This window comes from Burkholderia sp. WSM2230 (genome assembly GCF_000472445.1).
Classification (GTDB): Bacteria; Pseudomonadota; Gammaproteobacteria; order Burkholderiales; family Burkholderiaceae; genus Paraburkholderia.
Map to the genome: position 1 here is coordinate 110,754 of NZ_AXAJ01000001.1, position 16,554 is coordinate 127,307.

The 16,554-nt window shown below is 61.0% G+C and carries 13 protein-coding genes; 9 read left to right on the forward strand and 4 right to left on the reverse strand.

Features of this window, described 5'->3' with window-relative positions; all coding sequences use genetic code 11:
- Window positions 1-104: 104 nt before the first annotated feature.
- The 3 genes from dctA to A3AC_RS0100495 all read right to left on the reverse strand — a co-directional run bounded on the left by dctA (window position 105) and on the right by A3AC_RS0100495 (window position 3,350).
- Complete coding sequence (gene dctA / locus A3AC_RS0100485) at window positions 105-1,460, reverse strand: C4-dicarboxylate transporter DctA (RefSeq protein ID WP_025596508.1); 1,356 nt, start codon at window positions 1,458-1,460, stop codon at window positions 105-107.
- Window positions 1,461-1,552: 92 nt separating this feature from the next.
- A complete protein-coding gene (locus A3AC_RS0100490; RefSeq protein WP_198017956.1) occupies window positions 1,553-2,485 on the reverse strand; it encodes a hypothetical protein in 933 nt (310 codons plus the stop codon).
- Between the two features lie 13 nt (window positions 2,486-2,498).
- Entirely contained in the window at window positions 2,499-3,350 is an 852-nt protein-coding gene (locus A3AC_RS0100495; RefSeq protein WP_025596510.1) for an amidohydrolase family protein, read from the reverse strand.
- A 140-nt stretch (window positions 3,351-3,490) separates the two neighbouring features.
- Between A3AC_RS0100495 and A3AC_RS0100500 the strand changes: the two genes are divergently transcribed.
- On the forward strand, window positions 3,491-4,738 hold the full coding sequence (locus A3AC_RS0100500; RefSeq protein ID WP_025596511.1) for a LysR substrate-binding domain-containing protein: 1,248 nt from the start codon (window positions 3,491-3,493) through the stop codon (window positions 4,736-4,738).
- A gap of 156 nt (window positions 4,739-4,894) precedes the next feature.
- On the opposite strand, the gene A3AC_RS0100505 is transcribed toward A3AC_RS0100500, so the two are convergent.
- The gene (locus A3AC_RS0100505) at window positions 4,895-6,559 is read right to left on the reverse strand and encodes a spinster family MFS transporter (RefSeq protein WP_025596512.1); all 1,665 of its coding nucleotides are present in this window, start codon (window positions 6,557-6,559) and stop codon (window positions 4,895-4,897) included.
- A 294-nt stretch (window positions 6,560-6,853) separates the two neighbouring features.
- On the opposite strand from A3AC_RS0100505, the gene A3AC_RS0100510 reads away from it, so the two are divergent.
- The 8 genes from A3AC_RS0100510 (at window position 6,854) to A3AC_RS0100545 (ending at window position 16,534) form a co-directional block, all read left to right on the forward strand.
- Window positions 6,854-8,533, forward strand: coding sequence for an FAD-dependent oxidoreductase (locus A3AC_RS0100510; RefSeq protein WP_025596513.1), 1,680 nt, complete (start codon window positions 6,854-6,856; stop codon window positions 8,531-8,533).
- Window positions 8,530-9,435, forward strand: coding sequence for a fumarylacetoacetate hydrolase family protein (locus A3AC_RS0100515; RefSeq protein WP_025596514.1), 906 nt, complete (start codon window positions 8,530-8,532; stop codon window positions 9,433-9,435). Before A3AC_RS0100510 ends, A3AC_RS0100515 begins: the two co-directional genes overlap by 4 nt.
- A 69-nt stretch (window positions 9,436-9,504) precedes the next feature.
- Window positions 9,505-10,443 carry a cupin domain-containing protein gene (locus A3AC_RS0100520; RefSeq protein ID WP_025596515.1) on the forward strand — a complete coding sequence of 313 codons (939 nt, stop codon included), beginning with the start codon at window positions 9,505-9,507 and terminating at the stop codon, window positions 10,441-10,443.
- Window positions 10,444-10,497: 54 nt separating this feature from the next.
- A complete protein-coding gene (locus A3AC_RS0100525; protein WP_025596516.1) occupies window positions 10,498-11,640 on the forward strand; it encodes an acyl-CoA dehydrogenase family protein in 1,143 nt (380 codons plus the stop codon).
- 35 nt (window positions 11,641-11,675) lie between these two features.
- Complete coding sequence (locus A3AC_RS0100530; protein WP_025596517.1) at window positions 11,676-13,175, forward strand: aldehyde dehydrogenase family protein; 1,500 nt, start codon at window positions 11,676-11,678, stop codon at window positions 13,173-13,175.
- A gap of 40 nt (window positions 13,176-13,215) precedes the next feature.
- Window positions 13,216-14,082 carry an enoyl-CoA hydratase-related protein gene (locus A3AC_RS0100535; protein WP_025596518.1) on the forward strand — a complete coding sequence of 289 codons (867 nt, stop codon included), beginning with the start codon at window positions 13,216-13,218 and terminating at the stop codon, window positions 14,080-14,082.
- The gene (locus tag A3AC_RS0100540) at window positions 14,079-15,242 is read left to right on the forward strand and encodes a CaiB/BaiF CoA transferase family protein (RefSeq protein ID WP_025596519.1); all 1,164 of its coding nucleotides are present in this window, start codon (window positions 14,079-14,081) and stop codon (window positions 15,240-15,242) included. The genes A3AC_RS0100535 and A3AC_RS0100540 overlap by 4 nt, the downstream gene beginning before the upstream one ends.
- A 53-nt stretch (window positions 15,243-15,295) precedes the next feature.
- Window positions 15,296-16,534 (forward strand): NAD(P)/FAD-dependent oxidoreductase, encoded by a 1,239-nt coding sequence (locus A3AC_RS0100545; protein ID WP_035474629.1) that lies wholly within the window; start codon window positions 15,296-15,298, stop codon window positions 16,532-16,534.
- Window positions 16,535-16,554 lie beyond the last annotated feature (20 nt).

Consider the following 16,554-nt stretch of genomic DNA (forward strand, 5'->3'; position numbering starts at 1 on the left):
TGATTGTGATTTTGATTTGCAAGCCTAACTAAAATGACAATGGATGTTTCAGCAATCATCCTGTCATGCGTGGCGGCACGATGCACAGTGCCGCCGTTGCTTCATCAATGGCCGGCTGAACTACTGCCTGGCTGTTCGAGTGTGGCGTGCGCGATCCCGGCCGGCCTGAAGCCCGTTCTCAATTCATGGCGCAACGCGGCGCGGTCAAGCGCTTTTTCCCAGTTCGCGACCACGATGGTGGCTACGCTGTTACCGACGATATTGGTGAACACGAATGCGCTCGACATGGCCTTGTGAACGCCGAGAATCAGCGCGATAGATTCGACGGGAATAGTGTTGGATGCAGCCAATGTGGCGGCCAGCACGGCAATCGCGGCGCCCGAGACACCCGCAGCGCCTTTTGACGTCAACAGCAGTACGGCAAGCAGCACGAGCTGATCGTGCCAGTTCATCGGCGTATTGGTGGCCTGTGCGAGAAACACCGCGGCTGCCGCGAAATACAGGCAAGTGCCGTCGTGATTGAACGTATAGGCGGTGGGCAGCACGAGGCCGACAACGGACTTCTCGCAGCCGAGCCGCTCCAGTTTGTCGACCAGTTGCGGAAACACCGTTTCGGATGAACTCGTGCCGATGACCAGCAGTAGCTCCGCGCCGATGTAACGCATCAGACGCAGCAGGCTGAAGCCGTTCACCTTCGCGATGGGCCACAGAATCAGGACGAAAAAGAGTGCACAGGTCAGATAAAACTCCAACACGAGCTTGCCGAGCGAGAGCAGGGTGCCGAAGCCGAACTTGCTGACCGTGAAGGCAATCGCGCCGAAGGCGGCGAGGGGTGCAATCTTCATGGTCAGACCGATGACCCAGAACAGCGCGCCCGACACCGAGTCGATGAAATTCAGCGCGGGCTGCGCACGTTCGCCGATTGCGGCGAGTCCGAAAGCGAATAGCACCGAGAAGAACAGCACTTGCAGGACGTCGCCGCCCGCAAACGCGCTGATCGCCGTGTGCGGAATGACGTTGAGCAGGAACTCGCTCGTCGTGACCACGTGATGTGCTTTGGCAACGTACGCGTCGACGGCAGTCGAATGCACGCTATGCATGTCGACGTTCATGCCGACGCCGGGCTTGAGCACATTGATCACCACGAGGCCCAGCACCAGCGCGAGAGAAGTCACCACTTCAAAGTAGAACAGCGCCTTGATAGCGACGCGGCCTACCTTCCTGAAGTCTCTGACGCCCGCAATGCCGCTGCATACAGTGCAGAAGATGATCGGTCCAATCAGCATCTGAATGATGCGGATAAACGCGTCGCCCACAGGCTGCAGATTGATGCCGAACTTCGGAAAGAAGTATCCCGTGGCGATGCCGAGCGCCATGCCGGCTAGTACCTGGAAGGACAGGTCGCGATAGAACGGCTGGCGCGGCTTCGGTTTCATGGCGCCTGGGTGAGGCAAGCTCATGGTGTCTCCTTGCTTTGGCCCATGCACGATGGGCGGCGGTGAAGCATTGGCGAACTCGGGTTCGCTCGAAAGTGGGAAAAGTGGCCGTACGGTTAGCGTGCAATGTTGCCGAGAATGTCGATGCTGTCGGCGAAGATCTCGTCGACGCTCAGCTTGCGCGGCAGCAGCCGCTGTTGCTCGCAAAACGCAAGCGTTTCCGCGAGCGGCGCGCGCAACGCTTCGTAGCCGAACAGCAGTTTGTCGGGCTTGCCGGCGTTCTCTGCGGCCACGCATGCCTTGCCGCGACGGAGCAGGTCGTACACCGCTCGCAGCGCGTACGGATGCGTGTCGGCGAGCGCCTGCGTCACTACCACGACGTGATTCACCGGTACGTATCGATGATCTGCGTACCAGGCGAGATCGGCGGCGGCTGCATCGCGAATCACCGGTTCGAGGCCCGCTTCGTCGGGCAGGTCGTTGCCGAGAATGGCGGCGTCGATTTCGCCCGCGCGCAGCATGGGCAGCAGTTGGCTGCCCTGTTCAGCGCGACGCACGAAGGGCGGATCGCGATAATCCTCGAGATGCGCGCCTTCGATCGTGACCCAGTCGATTTTCTCGAGCGGAACGCCATATGTATTGGCGAGGATTGCACGCACCCACATTGCGGTGGTTTGCGAATATGAGCGCACTCCGATCTTCTTGCCCACGAGGTTGCCCACGTCGAGCTTGCCGCGTTGCGCATTATAAATAATGCAGCCCTGCTGAAAGCGCGCGGCCACCACGGCGGGCAGCAGCACGACCGGCTTGCCATAAGCCTTCGCCTGCAAATACGTGACGATTGCCATTTCGCTGACGTCGTAGGCCTGACGGCGTGCCATGGGGGCGAAGGCGCGGTGAATCGGCTCGACATCCTCAAAGGCCAGTTGCACTGCGGGATCGGTCAGCTCGCCGTCTTTGAGCGGTCGGGTGTGCGGGTACGTTTTCAGCGCGGTTTTCAGTTGCAGCGGTTGCATGTCGGTGCTCGGGTTGTTGTGTTGGTGAGCCATTGAAGCCGCCGCCTTATCCGGCCAGTACGGGATAGACCGTGCACGCGGTGCCCCCGAATATTGCGTCGCGCGCTTCGGCCGGGAGGATGGAAAGGCTTTCGCGCGCATCGGCGAGCAGTTGCGAAAGCGACCCTTCTGCCGCGGGGAAATTCGACCCCCACGCGATGCGATGCGCACCGAACGCGTCGAGCACACGAGCGAAAAACGCGCCGGGCGTCGACGCGCCGCGCGATGCTTCGGCAATCGTGCGATTCGTGAGTTTCAGATAGACCGCTTGCTGCGACGCGAGACTGAAGAGCGGCGCGGCCGCGTCATACGGCGGCCCGTCCGCGAGGTCGGGGCGAGCGAGGTGATCGAGCAGCACGCGGATGCGCGGAAAATGGGCCAGCATATTGAGGAGTGCGGGAATGCCCTGCGCTGTCATCTGTAGACATATCGACACGTTATGGCGCTGCGCATAGTCCCACACAGGAAACGAGCGCTCGTCGTCGAGCCAGCCCGCCTGGCCGGGCATCGTGCTGCCGGTCGTGAAAAGACGCAGACCCGACAGGCCTGCGTCGAGCCAGCGCTGCATCTGAGTGAGCGCGTCGCTAGCGAGCACGTCGATCGAGAACACGCCGGCGAAACGATCCGGGTGACTGCGCACCGCTTCGACCACATAACTATTGTCGTTGCCGTAGACCGTCGATGCCTGCACGACGACCGCACGCTCGATGCCGGCTTCGTCAAGCGACGCAAGCAGTCCTTCAAAGCTGACGGGGCGCTTTGCGGACCATTCCGACTGATGACCACCAACCGGTGCGAGCGGATAGCGCTGTTTATCTGGGGAAATGGCATGCGTGTGAGTGTCAATAACTACGGACATGACCGGGCTCCTTGCTGAAATCGTCTTGATCGAATGGGCTTAACTGTAAGCCGGATGCGGTCAAGTCCCGCAATATGAAGTTCGGCACTGGGCATAAGTTTTGGTTAAGCTAAGGGTTTTCACATGGCGTGCAAAGAGAGATGGCAGAGCGCAAAGACGATTCCTCTGACGACGATTTGACGCGCTTAAGGCGCTTATTTCTATTCGACGCGGTGTGCGAGGCGGGCGGCATCGGCCAGGCTGCGGCGCGGGCGGGCCGCACGCAGCCGGCTGTGAGCCTCGCGATCAGCAAACTGGAAGCGAGCTTTGGCGGTCAGCTTTTCGAGCGCGGCTTCGGCGGCAGCGAATTGACCGCGGAAGGCGCGTTGCTGCAACGGCGCGTCCGGCGCATGCTGGATCAGATCGAACGTGCGGTCGCGGACTTGACCGGTCAGGCGGCGTCCGCAATGAATGCGCGCAACGTCTGCCGGCATCTGACTGACGCGCAGGTGCGCTGCCATATCGCAATTGCGCGCGCGGGGTCGGCGTCAGAAGCGGCGCGGCAACTCGGTATCTCGCAGCCCGCCGTACATCGAGGGGCGCGCCAGATAGAGCAGACGGTTGGCGTGCCGTTGTATCGGCGGCGCGTGCATAGCGTGGAGGCGAATCCCGCGGGGCTCGAATTTGCACGCTGCCTGAGCCTCGCACTCCATGAGATCGCACAGGCCCGTGAAGATCTGGCCTACGCGCGCGGGCAACTGAGCGGCAAGTTGGCGATTGGCGTGTTGCCGCTGCTGCCGCCGCGTCTTGTCGCGCGCGTGATCCAGCGGCTGCGCGAGCGCTATCCGGCGGCCCACGTCACGGTGGATGAAGGCTCACACGCGACGCTGCTGCGCGACCTGCGCATGGGTGCGATCGACATCATCGTCGGCGGCTTGCGCGAGCCGCGGCTTCGCGGGGCGGTGCAGGAAACGGAACTGTTCTCTGATCCCTATGTGGTAGCGGTTCGCAAAGGACACCGCCTTGCGGGAAAGAGATCGCTGGCGCCACGAGATCTCGCCGATTACGACTGGGTTGTTCCGCAGCACAATGTTCCGCGCCGCGCAGTGATCGATTCGATTTTCGCGCGCCTGCGCGTCAAGCCGCCGATCGTCGTCGAGACGAGCTCGCTTGCGATGATGATGGCGATGCTCGTCGAAAGCGATTGCATCACGCTGCTGTCGCGCTCCCAGATTCGTGAAGCGTATCCAGGCAGCGAGATGGTTGCGCTCGAACTAAAGACGCCGGAGGCCGATCGCTCGGTCGGCTATACGTTGCGCGCGGATTGGCTCGGCACGGCGATGCAGTTGCGCTTTATCGAATACCTACGGCAGGAGTGCGCCGTCGATAAGGCGCGTATGTTGCGGTGAATACGCGCCGGGCATGCCTTCCTGGGTGCGATAACCAGCGAGCCGCAACCGCAGGTAGTCCACGAGTCTTTCCTTTATGTGGGCGCCGTTCGATGGTCCGGCCGGATCGAGCCGGTCGGGATCGTCCGCAGGCGCGACCGGCGGTCAGTGTCTCAGCTAATGCGTCAACTGATGCTTCAATGCCAATTCAAGTTCATCTTCGGTTGATTCTGCATTGAAGCGGTCCAGTTCAGCGTGCGCAATCTCTTCGCTCCTCACCAGTGTCCGGCTTGCCACAAGCAGTGAGCCAATCGAAACAGGCAGAACGGCGAGCGCGCACAGGATCGCGAGACGCAGGTCACCTGAAGCATCGCTGATCAAGCCGACGCAATAAGGTCCGAGGCCCAGTCCGAAGATGTTCGCCCCAAGCGAAAACGCCGCGAACGCCGTGCCACGCAGGCGCGGAATCACCAGATCCTGGGTAGTAGCCTGTAGTGGCCCGAACCACATAGGCACGAAGAAGGTCGCAACTGCATAGGCACAATAGAAAACGGTCAGGTCTCGGGTCACATATTGAAGCGCGCTGGCAGCGGTGAACATCGTCGCCGTGAAGCACACGAAGTAGAGTCTTCCGAGAGGATGCTTGCGCCGCGCGCGATCGGACAGGTAGCCGCTGACGCTGATGCCCGCACCGCCAGCGATGATGGCGATAATCCCGAGATGCAACCCGGCTTGCGCCGTCAACCCCAATTGGCGGCTGGCATAAACGAAAACAAACCCGTTCACTGCGTTCATCGCGAACGCGAGGAACGCGCCTGCAACGGTCAGCGAGAAAAACGTCTTCGATCCGGTGATGAGCCGGTGAGCGGCGGCGTCGCCCAAGCGAGTCGCCTGATACCAGTTCGAACACACGTAGACGGCTATAGCGATTGCAAGCCACTGGACGAGATTACTCGTCACGGGCAATCCGAACACAGTCCCGATCCGTGCGTTGCGACTCGCCGACAGCACCTGATTGGTCGCCGACGTGGCGAACACAACGACGCAAATCGCGATCAGGAGATACGCGGCGTTGCGCAGATATTCGCGGCGCGGTGCACCGAGCGTGCGCAAGGTCATCCAACTCCACGGCGGCACCATCGCGCCGAGGTCGCGAATAGCGTGCGCAAACGGGTGAGGGTCTTTCCTGGGTGCAACCGCATCGAGGCGGCCGCGAGCCGGCTCGCGAATCGTCAGCAGCACGATCAGCGCGAAGAGCAGTCCCGGTACGCCTACGCAAATGAACGACGCCTGCCAGCCCGAGAGCCCGAGTGGTGCGGACGCACCGCCCTTGCCGTAAGCGTGCTCCCATGCGGCCACGATCGAACCGCCGATCGCGAGCGACGCTCCGGCGCCGACATACACGCCCACCGAATAAAGCGCCAGCACGGTGCCGCGCTTTGCACGCTCGAAGTAGTCGCCGAGTAGCGAGACGGCAGCCGGCGTCGCGCTGGCTTCGCCCACGCCGACCCCGATGCGCGCCGCGCCGAGTTGCGCGAAATTGCGCGACAGGCCGGACATTGCCGTCATGGCGGACCAGAACGACAGTCCCAGCGCAAGCGTACGAACCCGGCTCCAGCCGTCGGCGAGACGTGCGAGCGGAATGCCGAACACGCAGTAGAACAGCGCGAACGACGTGCCGTACAGCAAGCCCAGTTGCGCATCGGAGATGCCCATGTCTTTCTTCAGATAGGGCGCGAGGATGGTGACGATCTGACGGTCGACGTAACTGAACGCATAGATCACGGTCAGGATAAACAGCACGTACCAGCGGTACCAGGGCCTTTCATGATTCGTATGCATATTGACGTCTCCTGAAGTTTGTCCTTTTCGGGCAACGGCTTGCGATGAGCCGAGGCTGGTCCACAGGATAGTCATGCGCGCGCTTTCCACACCAATACGATTTTCCGATCCTCTCAGACGAAGAACATTGGGAACCACGATAAGGAAATCCTCTTAATCCCTTCGCAAACAGTATTGGCCTTACCAAACACCCGCCTTGTACATTGATTCCACATTGCAGCACCAAGAGTTCACTTCCAAAGGGCGCGACGCACAGTCAAGCCGACACGCAAAAAGATGATGGAGCTTTCGACTATGGCGCAGAAGAGCGAGGTGGGGCAAACCCCTGTGGTAATCGTGGGAGCAGGGCCGGTTGGACTGGCGCTTGCCGGCGATCTCGGCTGGCGGGGCGTGCCGTGCGTACTGATCGAGCGCGGCGACGGCCAGGTGTTCCAGCCAAAGATGGATATGGTCGGAATCCGCACGATGGAGTTTTGCCGCCGCTGGGGCATTGTCGACGACGTCGAGAACGCCGGCTACAACCGCGACTATTCGCAGGACTATGCATGGGTGTCGCAACTGCACGGCGGCTACGAATTCGGGCGTGAGTCGTTCCCGACTGTGCGCGACGAGCCGAAGCCGGAACAGAGCCCGCAAAAGCGCGAGCGTTGCCCGCAGAACTTCTTCGATCCGGTGCTTACGCGTTTTGCCGCAAAGACCGGCAATGTGCAGATCCGCTATTGCACCGAATATGTCTCTCATAACGAGCACAGTGATGGTGTCACGGTAACCGTCCGCGACCTGACAACCGGTGAAGAGCAAACCATCGACTGTCAGTACCTGGTCGGATGCGATGGCGGTGCGAGCCGCGTGAAGGAAGCGCTCGGCATCAAGATGAGCGGCACGCCGGCGCTGACCTACACGACGAACGCGATCATCGAGTGCGAAGGTCTTGAGAAGCTGCACGACAAGAAGCCTGGCTATCGCTACATCTTCATCGGACCGGAAGGTACCTGGAGCACGGTCGTCGCAATCAACGGGCGCAACTGGTGGCGCTTTTCGATCGTCGGTGACGGCACCATGCGAACCCTGACGGAAGACGATGTCGCGGCGGCGTTCCGCCGCGCGGTCGGACGCGACGATTTCGATTTCAGGATCATCTCGGTGATGCCGTGGATCCGGCGTCAACTGGTCGCCGACAACTACGGTACGCAGCGCGTAAAAATCGCTGGCGATGCCGCGCATCTCACTTCGCCGACCGGCGGCTTCGGCATGAACATGGGCGTCCAGGATGCAGTCGATCTCGGCTGGAAGTTGCAGGCGATGGTCGAGGGCTGGGGCGGCGCGCATCTGCTCGACACGTATGAATTCGAGCGCCGCCCGGTCGCGATTCGCAACGTCAATGAAGCGACCAACAACCTGAAGCTGATGCTGACGCCGCGTCAGACTCTGACTCCGGCCGTATTCGAGGCAGGGCCTGAAGGCGATCACGCGCGCAAGGTTTTCGGCGATGCATACACGCAGATGATGAAACGCGAGTGGTACACGATCGGCATTCATCTCGGCTTCCGTTACGAGGGTTCGTCGATTGTCGTACCCGACGGTACGCCCGAGCCGGAAGACACCGTCAGCACCTACGTACAGACGGCACGGCCCGGGCATCGTGCGCCGCATGTCTGGTTGTCGCCGGGACAATCGACCCTCGATCTGTTTGGCCGTGAATTCGTTCTGCTGCGTTTCAACAATTCGCTATCCGTCGATGCGCTAAGCGCAGCTGCAAAGCAGGCTGGCGTGCCGTTGCGTGTCGTCGATATCGACAATGAGCAGGCGCGTGCGTTGTACGAATGTGCGCTGGTGCTGGTGCGCCCCGACGGTCATGTGGCATGGCGCGCAAACAGCTTGCCCGACGACGCGCAAGCACTGATCGACATTGTTCGCGGCGTACAGCCGTTGAATGTTACGAGCGCTGAAGTCGAAGAGGTAGCTGCGCGATGAGACTCGTATCTTTCGATAACGGCCATATTGGCGTCCTGCATGAAGGGCATGTCGTCGATGTCAGCGACATCGCCGGCATCGTGCCGGGCGCGTGGCCGCCGGTCGGCATGGTGCGCTTCATTGCGCAGTTCGACGCATTGCGTCCCGCGTTGCTGGATGCCGTTCATTCGCGGGCTGGCCTCGCACTGAGCGAGGTGCGTCTTGAAGCGCCGGTGCAATGGCCCAACAAGGTGATCGCTTTTCCCGCGAACTATCACGCGCACATCGACGAAATGAAGGATGGCGTGGGAACGGGGGTGATCTCGTCGTTCAAGGCAAGCGGACAGGGCTTCTTCCTCAAGGCGAATTCGAGTTTGAGCGGTCCAGCCGACGCGATCATGTTGCCGCCGCTCGCGGGGCGCGAAATTCATCACGAGTGCGAGCTCGGCATCATCATCGGCAAGCGCGGTCGCGGCGTTTCGCATGCGGATAGCCGGTCGTACGTTTTCGGCTTTACATGTCTGCTCGATATGGTCGTGCGCGGCAAGGAAGAGCGCGTGATGCGCAAATCGTACGACACGTTCTGCCCAACCGGTCCGTGGATTACCACCGCCGATGAAGTCGCGGATTTCGACAACATCGAAATGCGCCTGCGAGTGAACGGTGAGGAACGGCAAGCCGCCTCCACGCGCAATCTGATCGTGAATATCCCGGACATGATCGCGATGTCGTCCGCGGTGATGACGCTCGAACCTGGCGACATCATCGCAAGCGGGACGCCGGCGGGCGTTGGGCCAGTCGAAGACGGTGACGTCATCGAGATCGAGATCGACGGCGTTGGGTCGATGCGCTTGCCGGTCCGGCGCGGAACTGTCGGCGATCACCCCGTCTGGGACACAGAGAAGACCGGACTGGCTGTTTGACGCTGCACCCGTTGAATCAGTCGTATCGCAAGCCGCCGACTCACGACGGCACCTTAATAGAGGATTGTGATGTCTGAAATCGCTACACCGAATCAGGGGGCACCGGAAGGTTTCTTCGACTCGCTCGAGGCCCGTTCGCTGTCGCCGGGTTGGGCGAAGAAGGTGCCGCAAATGTGGCCCGTGCCCCGCCCGCGTTTCGTTCCCGCTGTATGGCGTTACGCCGACGCGCGGGCTGCACTCGACGCTGCCTGCTCCTTCGTTTCGCCGGAGCAGGCCGAGCGCCGGAACCTGATCATGGTGAATCCGATTGCCGACAACATCTATCCGACCTGCCGCAACCTGGTTGCCGCGTATCAGTTGGTGCTTCCCGGAGAAACAGCGCGTTCGCACCGGCATTCGCCGAACGCACTGCGGCTGATTCTCGATGCAGGCGCAGACACGTTCACGATCGTCAACGGCGTGCAAGTGGATGTCGCGCCAGGAGACGTGGTGTTGACGCCTTCGTGGCATTGGCATGGTCACAGCAATTTCGGCAGCGAACCGGCTTTCTGGATTGACTTTCTCGATGTGCCGCTCGTGCAGAACCTCGAATGCATGTATTTCGAGGACCACCCGCAACGCAACGAGCCGGTGACTGCTCACGAACCGGACTCACCGTTGCGGCACAAGGGCGTCGATCTCGATCGTGCCGCGCGAGAAAAAGGCATTGTGGACATCGCACCGGGCGGACTCAAGACGATCGGTCTGCAGGCAGTCGGCATTGAACGCGGGCAGTCGCAGCCGCATGGCAAGCGGATCGACAACAACCTTTATACGGTCACGCGCGGCAACGTGCGGATGAACGTGGAGCAACTCGGCGCAGTCGAGCTCGTACGTGGCGATGTGATCGCGATTCCGTGCTGGCATGAGTTCACGATCGAAGGGCTCGACGACTGGTCGCAACTGATACGCGTCAGCGACGAACCGGTGATGAGCGCGCTCGGCTTTCGCGAGCTGAAGTCGGCGTGAATCCGCAGAACTACTTTGGAAACGTTTGAAAACACGCGACGCAAGGAGGCCGTAGTGAAATTCAGCGAAGAGCAGGAGATGCTGCGCGACATGGTCCGCAGGGTCGCGGAAGAACAGGTTCGACCGCTCGTCGCGGGGATGGAAGAGACCAAGCGCTTTCCGGAAGAACTGGTCGAAGTGTTTGGCGATCTTGGCTTGCTACAGATGTGGGTGCCCGATGCATACGGTGGTCCTGGTGGCGATCTGACTTCGGTCTGCATCGCGAAGGAAGAGATCGGCAAAGTGTCGCTTGCCGCTTCGACGTTGTGCGCGAACAACTCCATCGGCTTGATCCTGCCGCTGCTGCATTTCGGCAGCGAAGCGCAAAAGGAGCGCTATTTGCCGGAGGCGGCGAAAGGGCGAACGATTTCAGCGGTGGCGATTACGGAGCCGGAAGCCGGCTCCGACGTGTCTGCGATTCGCACCACGGCTCGGCGCGATGGCGATTCGTATGTCGTCAACGGACAGAAAAGCTGGATCACGTGGGCGGCGCAGGCGAATTACATGCTGCTGTTCGCACGTACCGCAGAAGGTCGCGGTCACGAAGGTATCAGCGTGTTCCTGGTCGACACGAAAACGCCCGGGCTGAAGATTGGCCGCAAGGAAGTGAAGATGGGGCGGCATGGCTCGCCGACCTATCAGGTGTTCTTCGAAGAGATGCGCATCGACGCAGATTGTCTGCTCGGCGAAGAAGGCAATGGCTTCAAGGCGTGCATGAAGATTCTCGATCTGAACCGGCCGTCGGTAGCGGCGTCTTCTCTGGGACTCGCGCAGGCCGCGATGGAAGAGTCGATCAACTACGCGAAGGATCGCCGTCAGTTCGGCAAACGGATCGGCGACTTCCAGGCCATCCAGTTCAAGCTCGCCGACATGGCGATGAAGATCGAAGCCGCGCGCACGTTGCTGTACTCGAGCACTCAGGAAATAGACAGCGGCGACAGCAGCCGCCTGACGATGCTGTCGTCGATCGTGAAGTGCTATGTGACCGATGTCGCGATGGAAGTCGCACTCGAAGCCGTTCAGGTACACGGCTCATATGGCTACTCCACCGAGTATCCAGTTGAACGCTTCATGCGCGACGCCAAGCTCAATCAGATTCTCGAAGGCACGAACGAGATCCACCGCGTGATTATCGCGAGACAGTTGCTCGGCAAATGAATAACGCCATCAATCCAATGACAAAGGACATTGACATGACTTCGACGTTACATCCCGGACTCGGCGACGCGGCGCGCAGTTTTCTGTCGCGTACGCATCAATTGCTGATCGACGGCCGCATGGAAGAGTCTGATTCCGGCCGCCGCACCGATATTGTCGATCCCGGCACCGGTCAAGTCATTACCACTGCTGCCGAAGCATCGGCAACGGATGTCGATCGTGCCGTACTCGCCGCGCGCCGCGCTTTCGAAGGCCCGTGGAGCAAGGTCACGCCTGCTGAACGCACAAGGATGATGCTGCGTTTCGCCACTCTGATCGAAGATCACGCCGACGAACTCGCAGAGCTCGAGTGCATCAACAGCGGCAAGCCGTTGCCGTTCTGCCGCAATGGCGATGTTGTCGGCATCGCGGAAATGCTGCGCTACATGGCGGGCTGGACCACCAAAATGAGCGGCGAAACGCCGAACGTTTCCCTGCCGGGCGAGTGGCATGCGTACACGCTGCGCGAGCCGGTTGGCGTAGTCGGGCAGATCATCCCCTGGAATTTCCCGCTCAATATGGCGATGTGGAAGATCGCGCCCGCGCTCGCCACCGGTTGCACCATCGTCATGAAGCCGTCCGAACAGACGCCGCTGACTGCATTGCGTCTCGGCGAACTCGCGCTCGAAGCTGGAATTCCAGCGGGCGTGCTGAACATCGTGACGGGCTTCGGTAATCCAGTGGGTGCCGCCATTGCCGCGCACTCGGGTATCGACAAAGTCGCATTCACCGGCTCTGGCGAAACCGGGCGGCGCATCGTGCAGGCGGCGAGCGGCAATCTGAAACGCGTGTCGCTGGAGTTGGGCGGCAAGTCGCCGGTCATCGTGTTTCCGGATGCGAATATCGAGGCAGCCGCGGCGGGCGTGTGTTCGTCGATCTTCTTTCACGCTGGACAGATCTGCGCTGCCGGCTCGCGGCTCTATGTGCATGAACGGGCGTTTGACGAAGTGCTCGATGGCATCGCCAAACGCGCGAATGCGATGAAGATGGGTCACGGTATGGATGCCGGCACGCAAATGGGCCCGGTTATTTCGCGGCGTCAACTAGATCGGGTAGCCGGCTATATCGACCAGGGGCAACAGGAAGGCGCGACGTTGTTCGCAGGCGGCGGCTCGAGCGGCGAACACGGCTACTTCGTGCAGCCAACCATTCTCACGGGCGTGAAGCCCGGAATGCGCGTGCATGACGAAGAAATCTTCGGCCCTGTGCTCTGTGCAATGTCCTTCAACGACGACGACCTCGACGGCATCGCAGCGGCCGCCAACGCGACGACATACGGACTCGCCGCCAGCATCTGGACCAAAGACATCGGCCGCGCACACAAGATGGCGCGCCGGATGCAGGCTGGAATTGTCAACGTGAACGCATTGTCGTCGCCGGACGCGACCCTTCCTTATGGTGGTTACAAGCAATCCGGCTGGGGCCGCGAGCGCGGCTACGACGCGATCAAGCTGTACACCGAGGTCAAGGCGGTAGCGATCAACCTCAACAACTGAAAACGGCGCCCGATTTACGCCGGGCGCGGAGGAGAACAGCATGACTGGCAGCATCGACTATGTGGCGAAGGACGGGCGCGCGTACATCACGATCAATCGTCCCGAGAAGAAGAACGCGATGACGAGCGCAATGCTCGATCAGTTGATGACGGGCTACGACCGCGCAGAAGCCGACGACGACGTTCGCGTGGTCGTGCTGCAAGGCGCAGGCGACGACTTCACGACCGGGCACGATCTGGCTGAAGTCGGCACGGAGTACGGCGCTACCACCTATGACGACAAAGGCCGTGCGCGCAAGCCGAGCCAGCGCGCACGGCTGCTGCACGACAAGCGGTACATCGAACGTTTCGAGCGCATCTTCAAGTTCCTGAAGCCGACGCTCTCGCTGGTCAAGGGCTATTGCCTCGGCGGCGGGCTTTATCTGGCAGAAGCCTCGGACCTCGTGATCGCAGCGGATACCGCGAAGATGGGCCACCCGGAACAGAAGCTCGGACTGTCCGGCGCCGCCTATTTTGCGGCATGGGAAATGATGACGCTCGGTCCGCGCAAGGCCCGCGAGTTGTTGCTCATGGCAGACGTGTGGGACGCACAGACCTGTCTCGCGAACGGCCTCGTCAATAAGGTCGTGCCGCTCGCGTCGCTCGCTGAGGCAGGCGAGGAGTGGGCGGAGCGGATCGTGCGTCTGCCGCGCGACGGCATTGTAATGGGCAAGGCCGCGACGAATCTGGCAATGAACGCGCTCGGCATCGACGCGCAGTTCTCGTATGGCCACGTGCTGCATGCATTGGCCACGAATGTCCGTTACGAGGCCGACGAGTACAACTTCATGAAGCAGCGCCGTGACAAAGGTGTGCGCGCATCGAATCACGAGCGTGAAGAGTTTTACGTTGCGAAGGAAAAGGCATGAACACCGCGCTCAAAGGATTGAAGGTCCTCGACTTCACGCAAATGATGACGGGACCGTTCGCCACCATGATGCTCGGCGATTCGGGTGCGGACGTGATCAAGGTCGAACAGCCGGACGGCGATCCGTTCCGACGCTCGGGCGAAACCACGCTCAACGGCGACGGCGCCTTCTTTCTCGGCGTGAATCGCAACAAGCGCGGTATTGTGCTTGATCTGAAGAGCGAAGAAGGGCGCTCTGCGGCACTCGCACTTGCTGCGGAAGCGGACGTGCTGGTCGAAAACTTTCGCCCCGGTCTGACGGACAAGGCGGGGCTCGGATACGACGCTCTGCACAAACTGAATCCGCGTCTGATTTATTGCTCGATCTCGGGGTTCGGTCGCAACGGGCCGGACAAGAACCGGCCGGCGCTGGACATGGTGATTCAGGCCGTATCCGGTGTGATGCAGGTGACCGGCACGGAGGAGTCGGGGCCGCTGAAAACAGGCTTTCCGTTCTCCGATCTGATAACCGCCTTGCTCGCGAACATCGGCATTCTGACCGCATTGCAGGCGCGGGAGCGAACCGGCGAAGGCCAGCGCGTGGACCTGTCGATGCTCGATGCGAGCATCTTTAGCCAGGTACCCCGCGACGTGTACTTCGACCTCACGGGCAAGACGCCTGGCCGGATGGGCAACCAGCATTGGGACATCGTGCCGAACAACACGTACGCGACCGCCGACGGCCGCGACATCATGATCATCACGATCAACGACAAGTTCTGGCACGTGCTCTGCGACGCGATCGGCGCGAGCGAACTGAAGACCGACCCGCGGTTCGCGACCAAGGCTGCGCGTCTTGAGAATCGCGCTGCGGTAGACGCAAAACTCGCGGAGATATTCGCCACTCGTAATCTCGCGGAATGGGAAAGCGTGCTGTCTGCTGCCGGCGCTATCTATGGTTCTGTCCGTACATGGCCGGAAGTATTCAGCGACCCGCATGTGGTCGATACGCTGCTGAAGACAGTGCAGCATCCCAAAGGCGGCGAGTTCAAGGTCATCAACAATCCGCTGCAATTCTCGGGTACGCCGACGCAGATCCGCAGCGCGCCGCCGTTGCTCGGTCAACACAACGAAGAAGTGCTCGGACGTGGCGTGCGCGGATGGCCGTCGCTCGACGGCTAGCAACAGCTGGCAAGAGCAAACGCAACACTACAAGTGCGGGCAAGGAGACAAGCGTGATTGAACGGACCTGCATCATCGTCGGCGCGAGCCATGCGGCGGCACAGCTTGCGCCAAGCCTTCGGCAGGAAGGCTGGGAAGGGCGCATTGTCGTGATCGGCGACGAGTCGAGTTTGCCGTATCACCGGCCGCCGCTCTCGAAGGCGTATCTGCTGGGCGACAAACAGCCGGACGAACTGCTGATTCGCGCCGCCGACGTGTACGCACGCTTCAATATCGAGTTCCGTCTCGGCGAACGGGTCAATTCGATCAATCGTGGCGAGAGAACGATCACGCTGCGAAGCGGCGACAAGATTGCATACGACAAGCTCGCGTTATGCACGGGCACTCGCGTGCGAACCGTGACGCTACCGGGTTCGACGTTGCCGGGCGTTCACTACCTGCGCAACATCGACGATATCGACCGCATCCGGGCGGATGTGCGCGCTGGCGGTCGCGCGGTAATCGTCGGCGGCGGCTATATCGGGCTCGAAACGGCGGCCGTGTTGACGAAGCTCGGCATGCATACGACTGTCCTCGAAATGGCGCCGCGCGTACTGGCTCGCGTCACGGCGCCGCAGGTGTCCGGCTTTTTCGAACGGGTGCATCGCGAAGAAGGCGTGGACATTCAGACCGGCATCGCAGTGCGCGGTTTCGAGGGTACTTCGCGCGTCGGGAAGGTCACCTGTGCGGACGGTACTCGCTTCGATGCGGACCTCGTGATCATCGGTGTCGGTGTGATGCCGAACGTCGAACTCGCCGCGCAGGCAGATCTCGCCACGGACAACGGCATTCTCGTCGATGCATGCGCGCGGACCGCGGACCCCGACATTGTCGCGGCCGGCGACTGCACGATGCATCCGTCGCCGTACTACGGCTATATCCGGCTCGAATCCGTGCCCAACGCTACGGAACAGGCAAAGAGCGCGGCGGCCGCGGTGTGCGGCAAAGAGAAGCCGTATTCCGCGTTGCCATGGTTCTGGTCGGATCAATACGACATCAAATTGCAGATCGCCGGCCTTAATCAAGGCTATGACCAGGTGGTGACACGCGGCGATCTGGACAGCGGCCGCAGCTTTTGTGCGTTCTATCTGAAGAGCGGCCAGCTCATCGCGGCGGATTGCGTGAACCGTCCGCAGGAATTCATGTTCAGCAAGAAGCTGATTGCCGAACGGATCGAAGTCAGCGCAGCGCAACTGGCCGATGAGGCGTTGCCGCTCAAGTCGCTGATTGAAGTTGTGAAGCTTGCGAATTAGTTGACTCTAGCTTTGAGAGA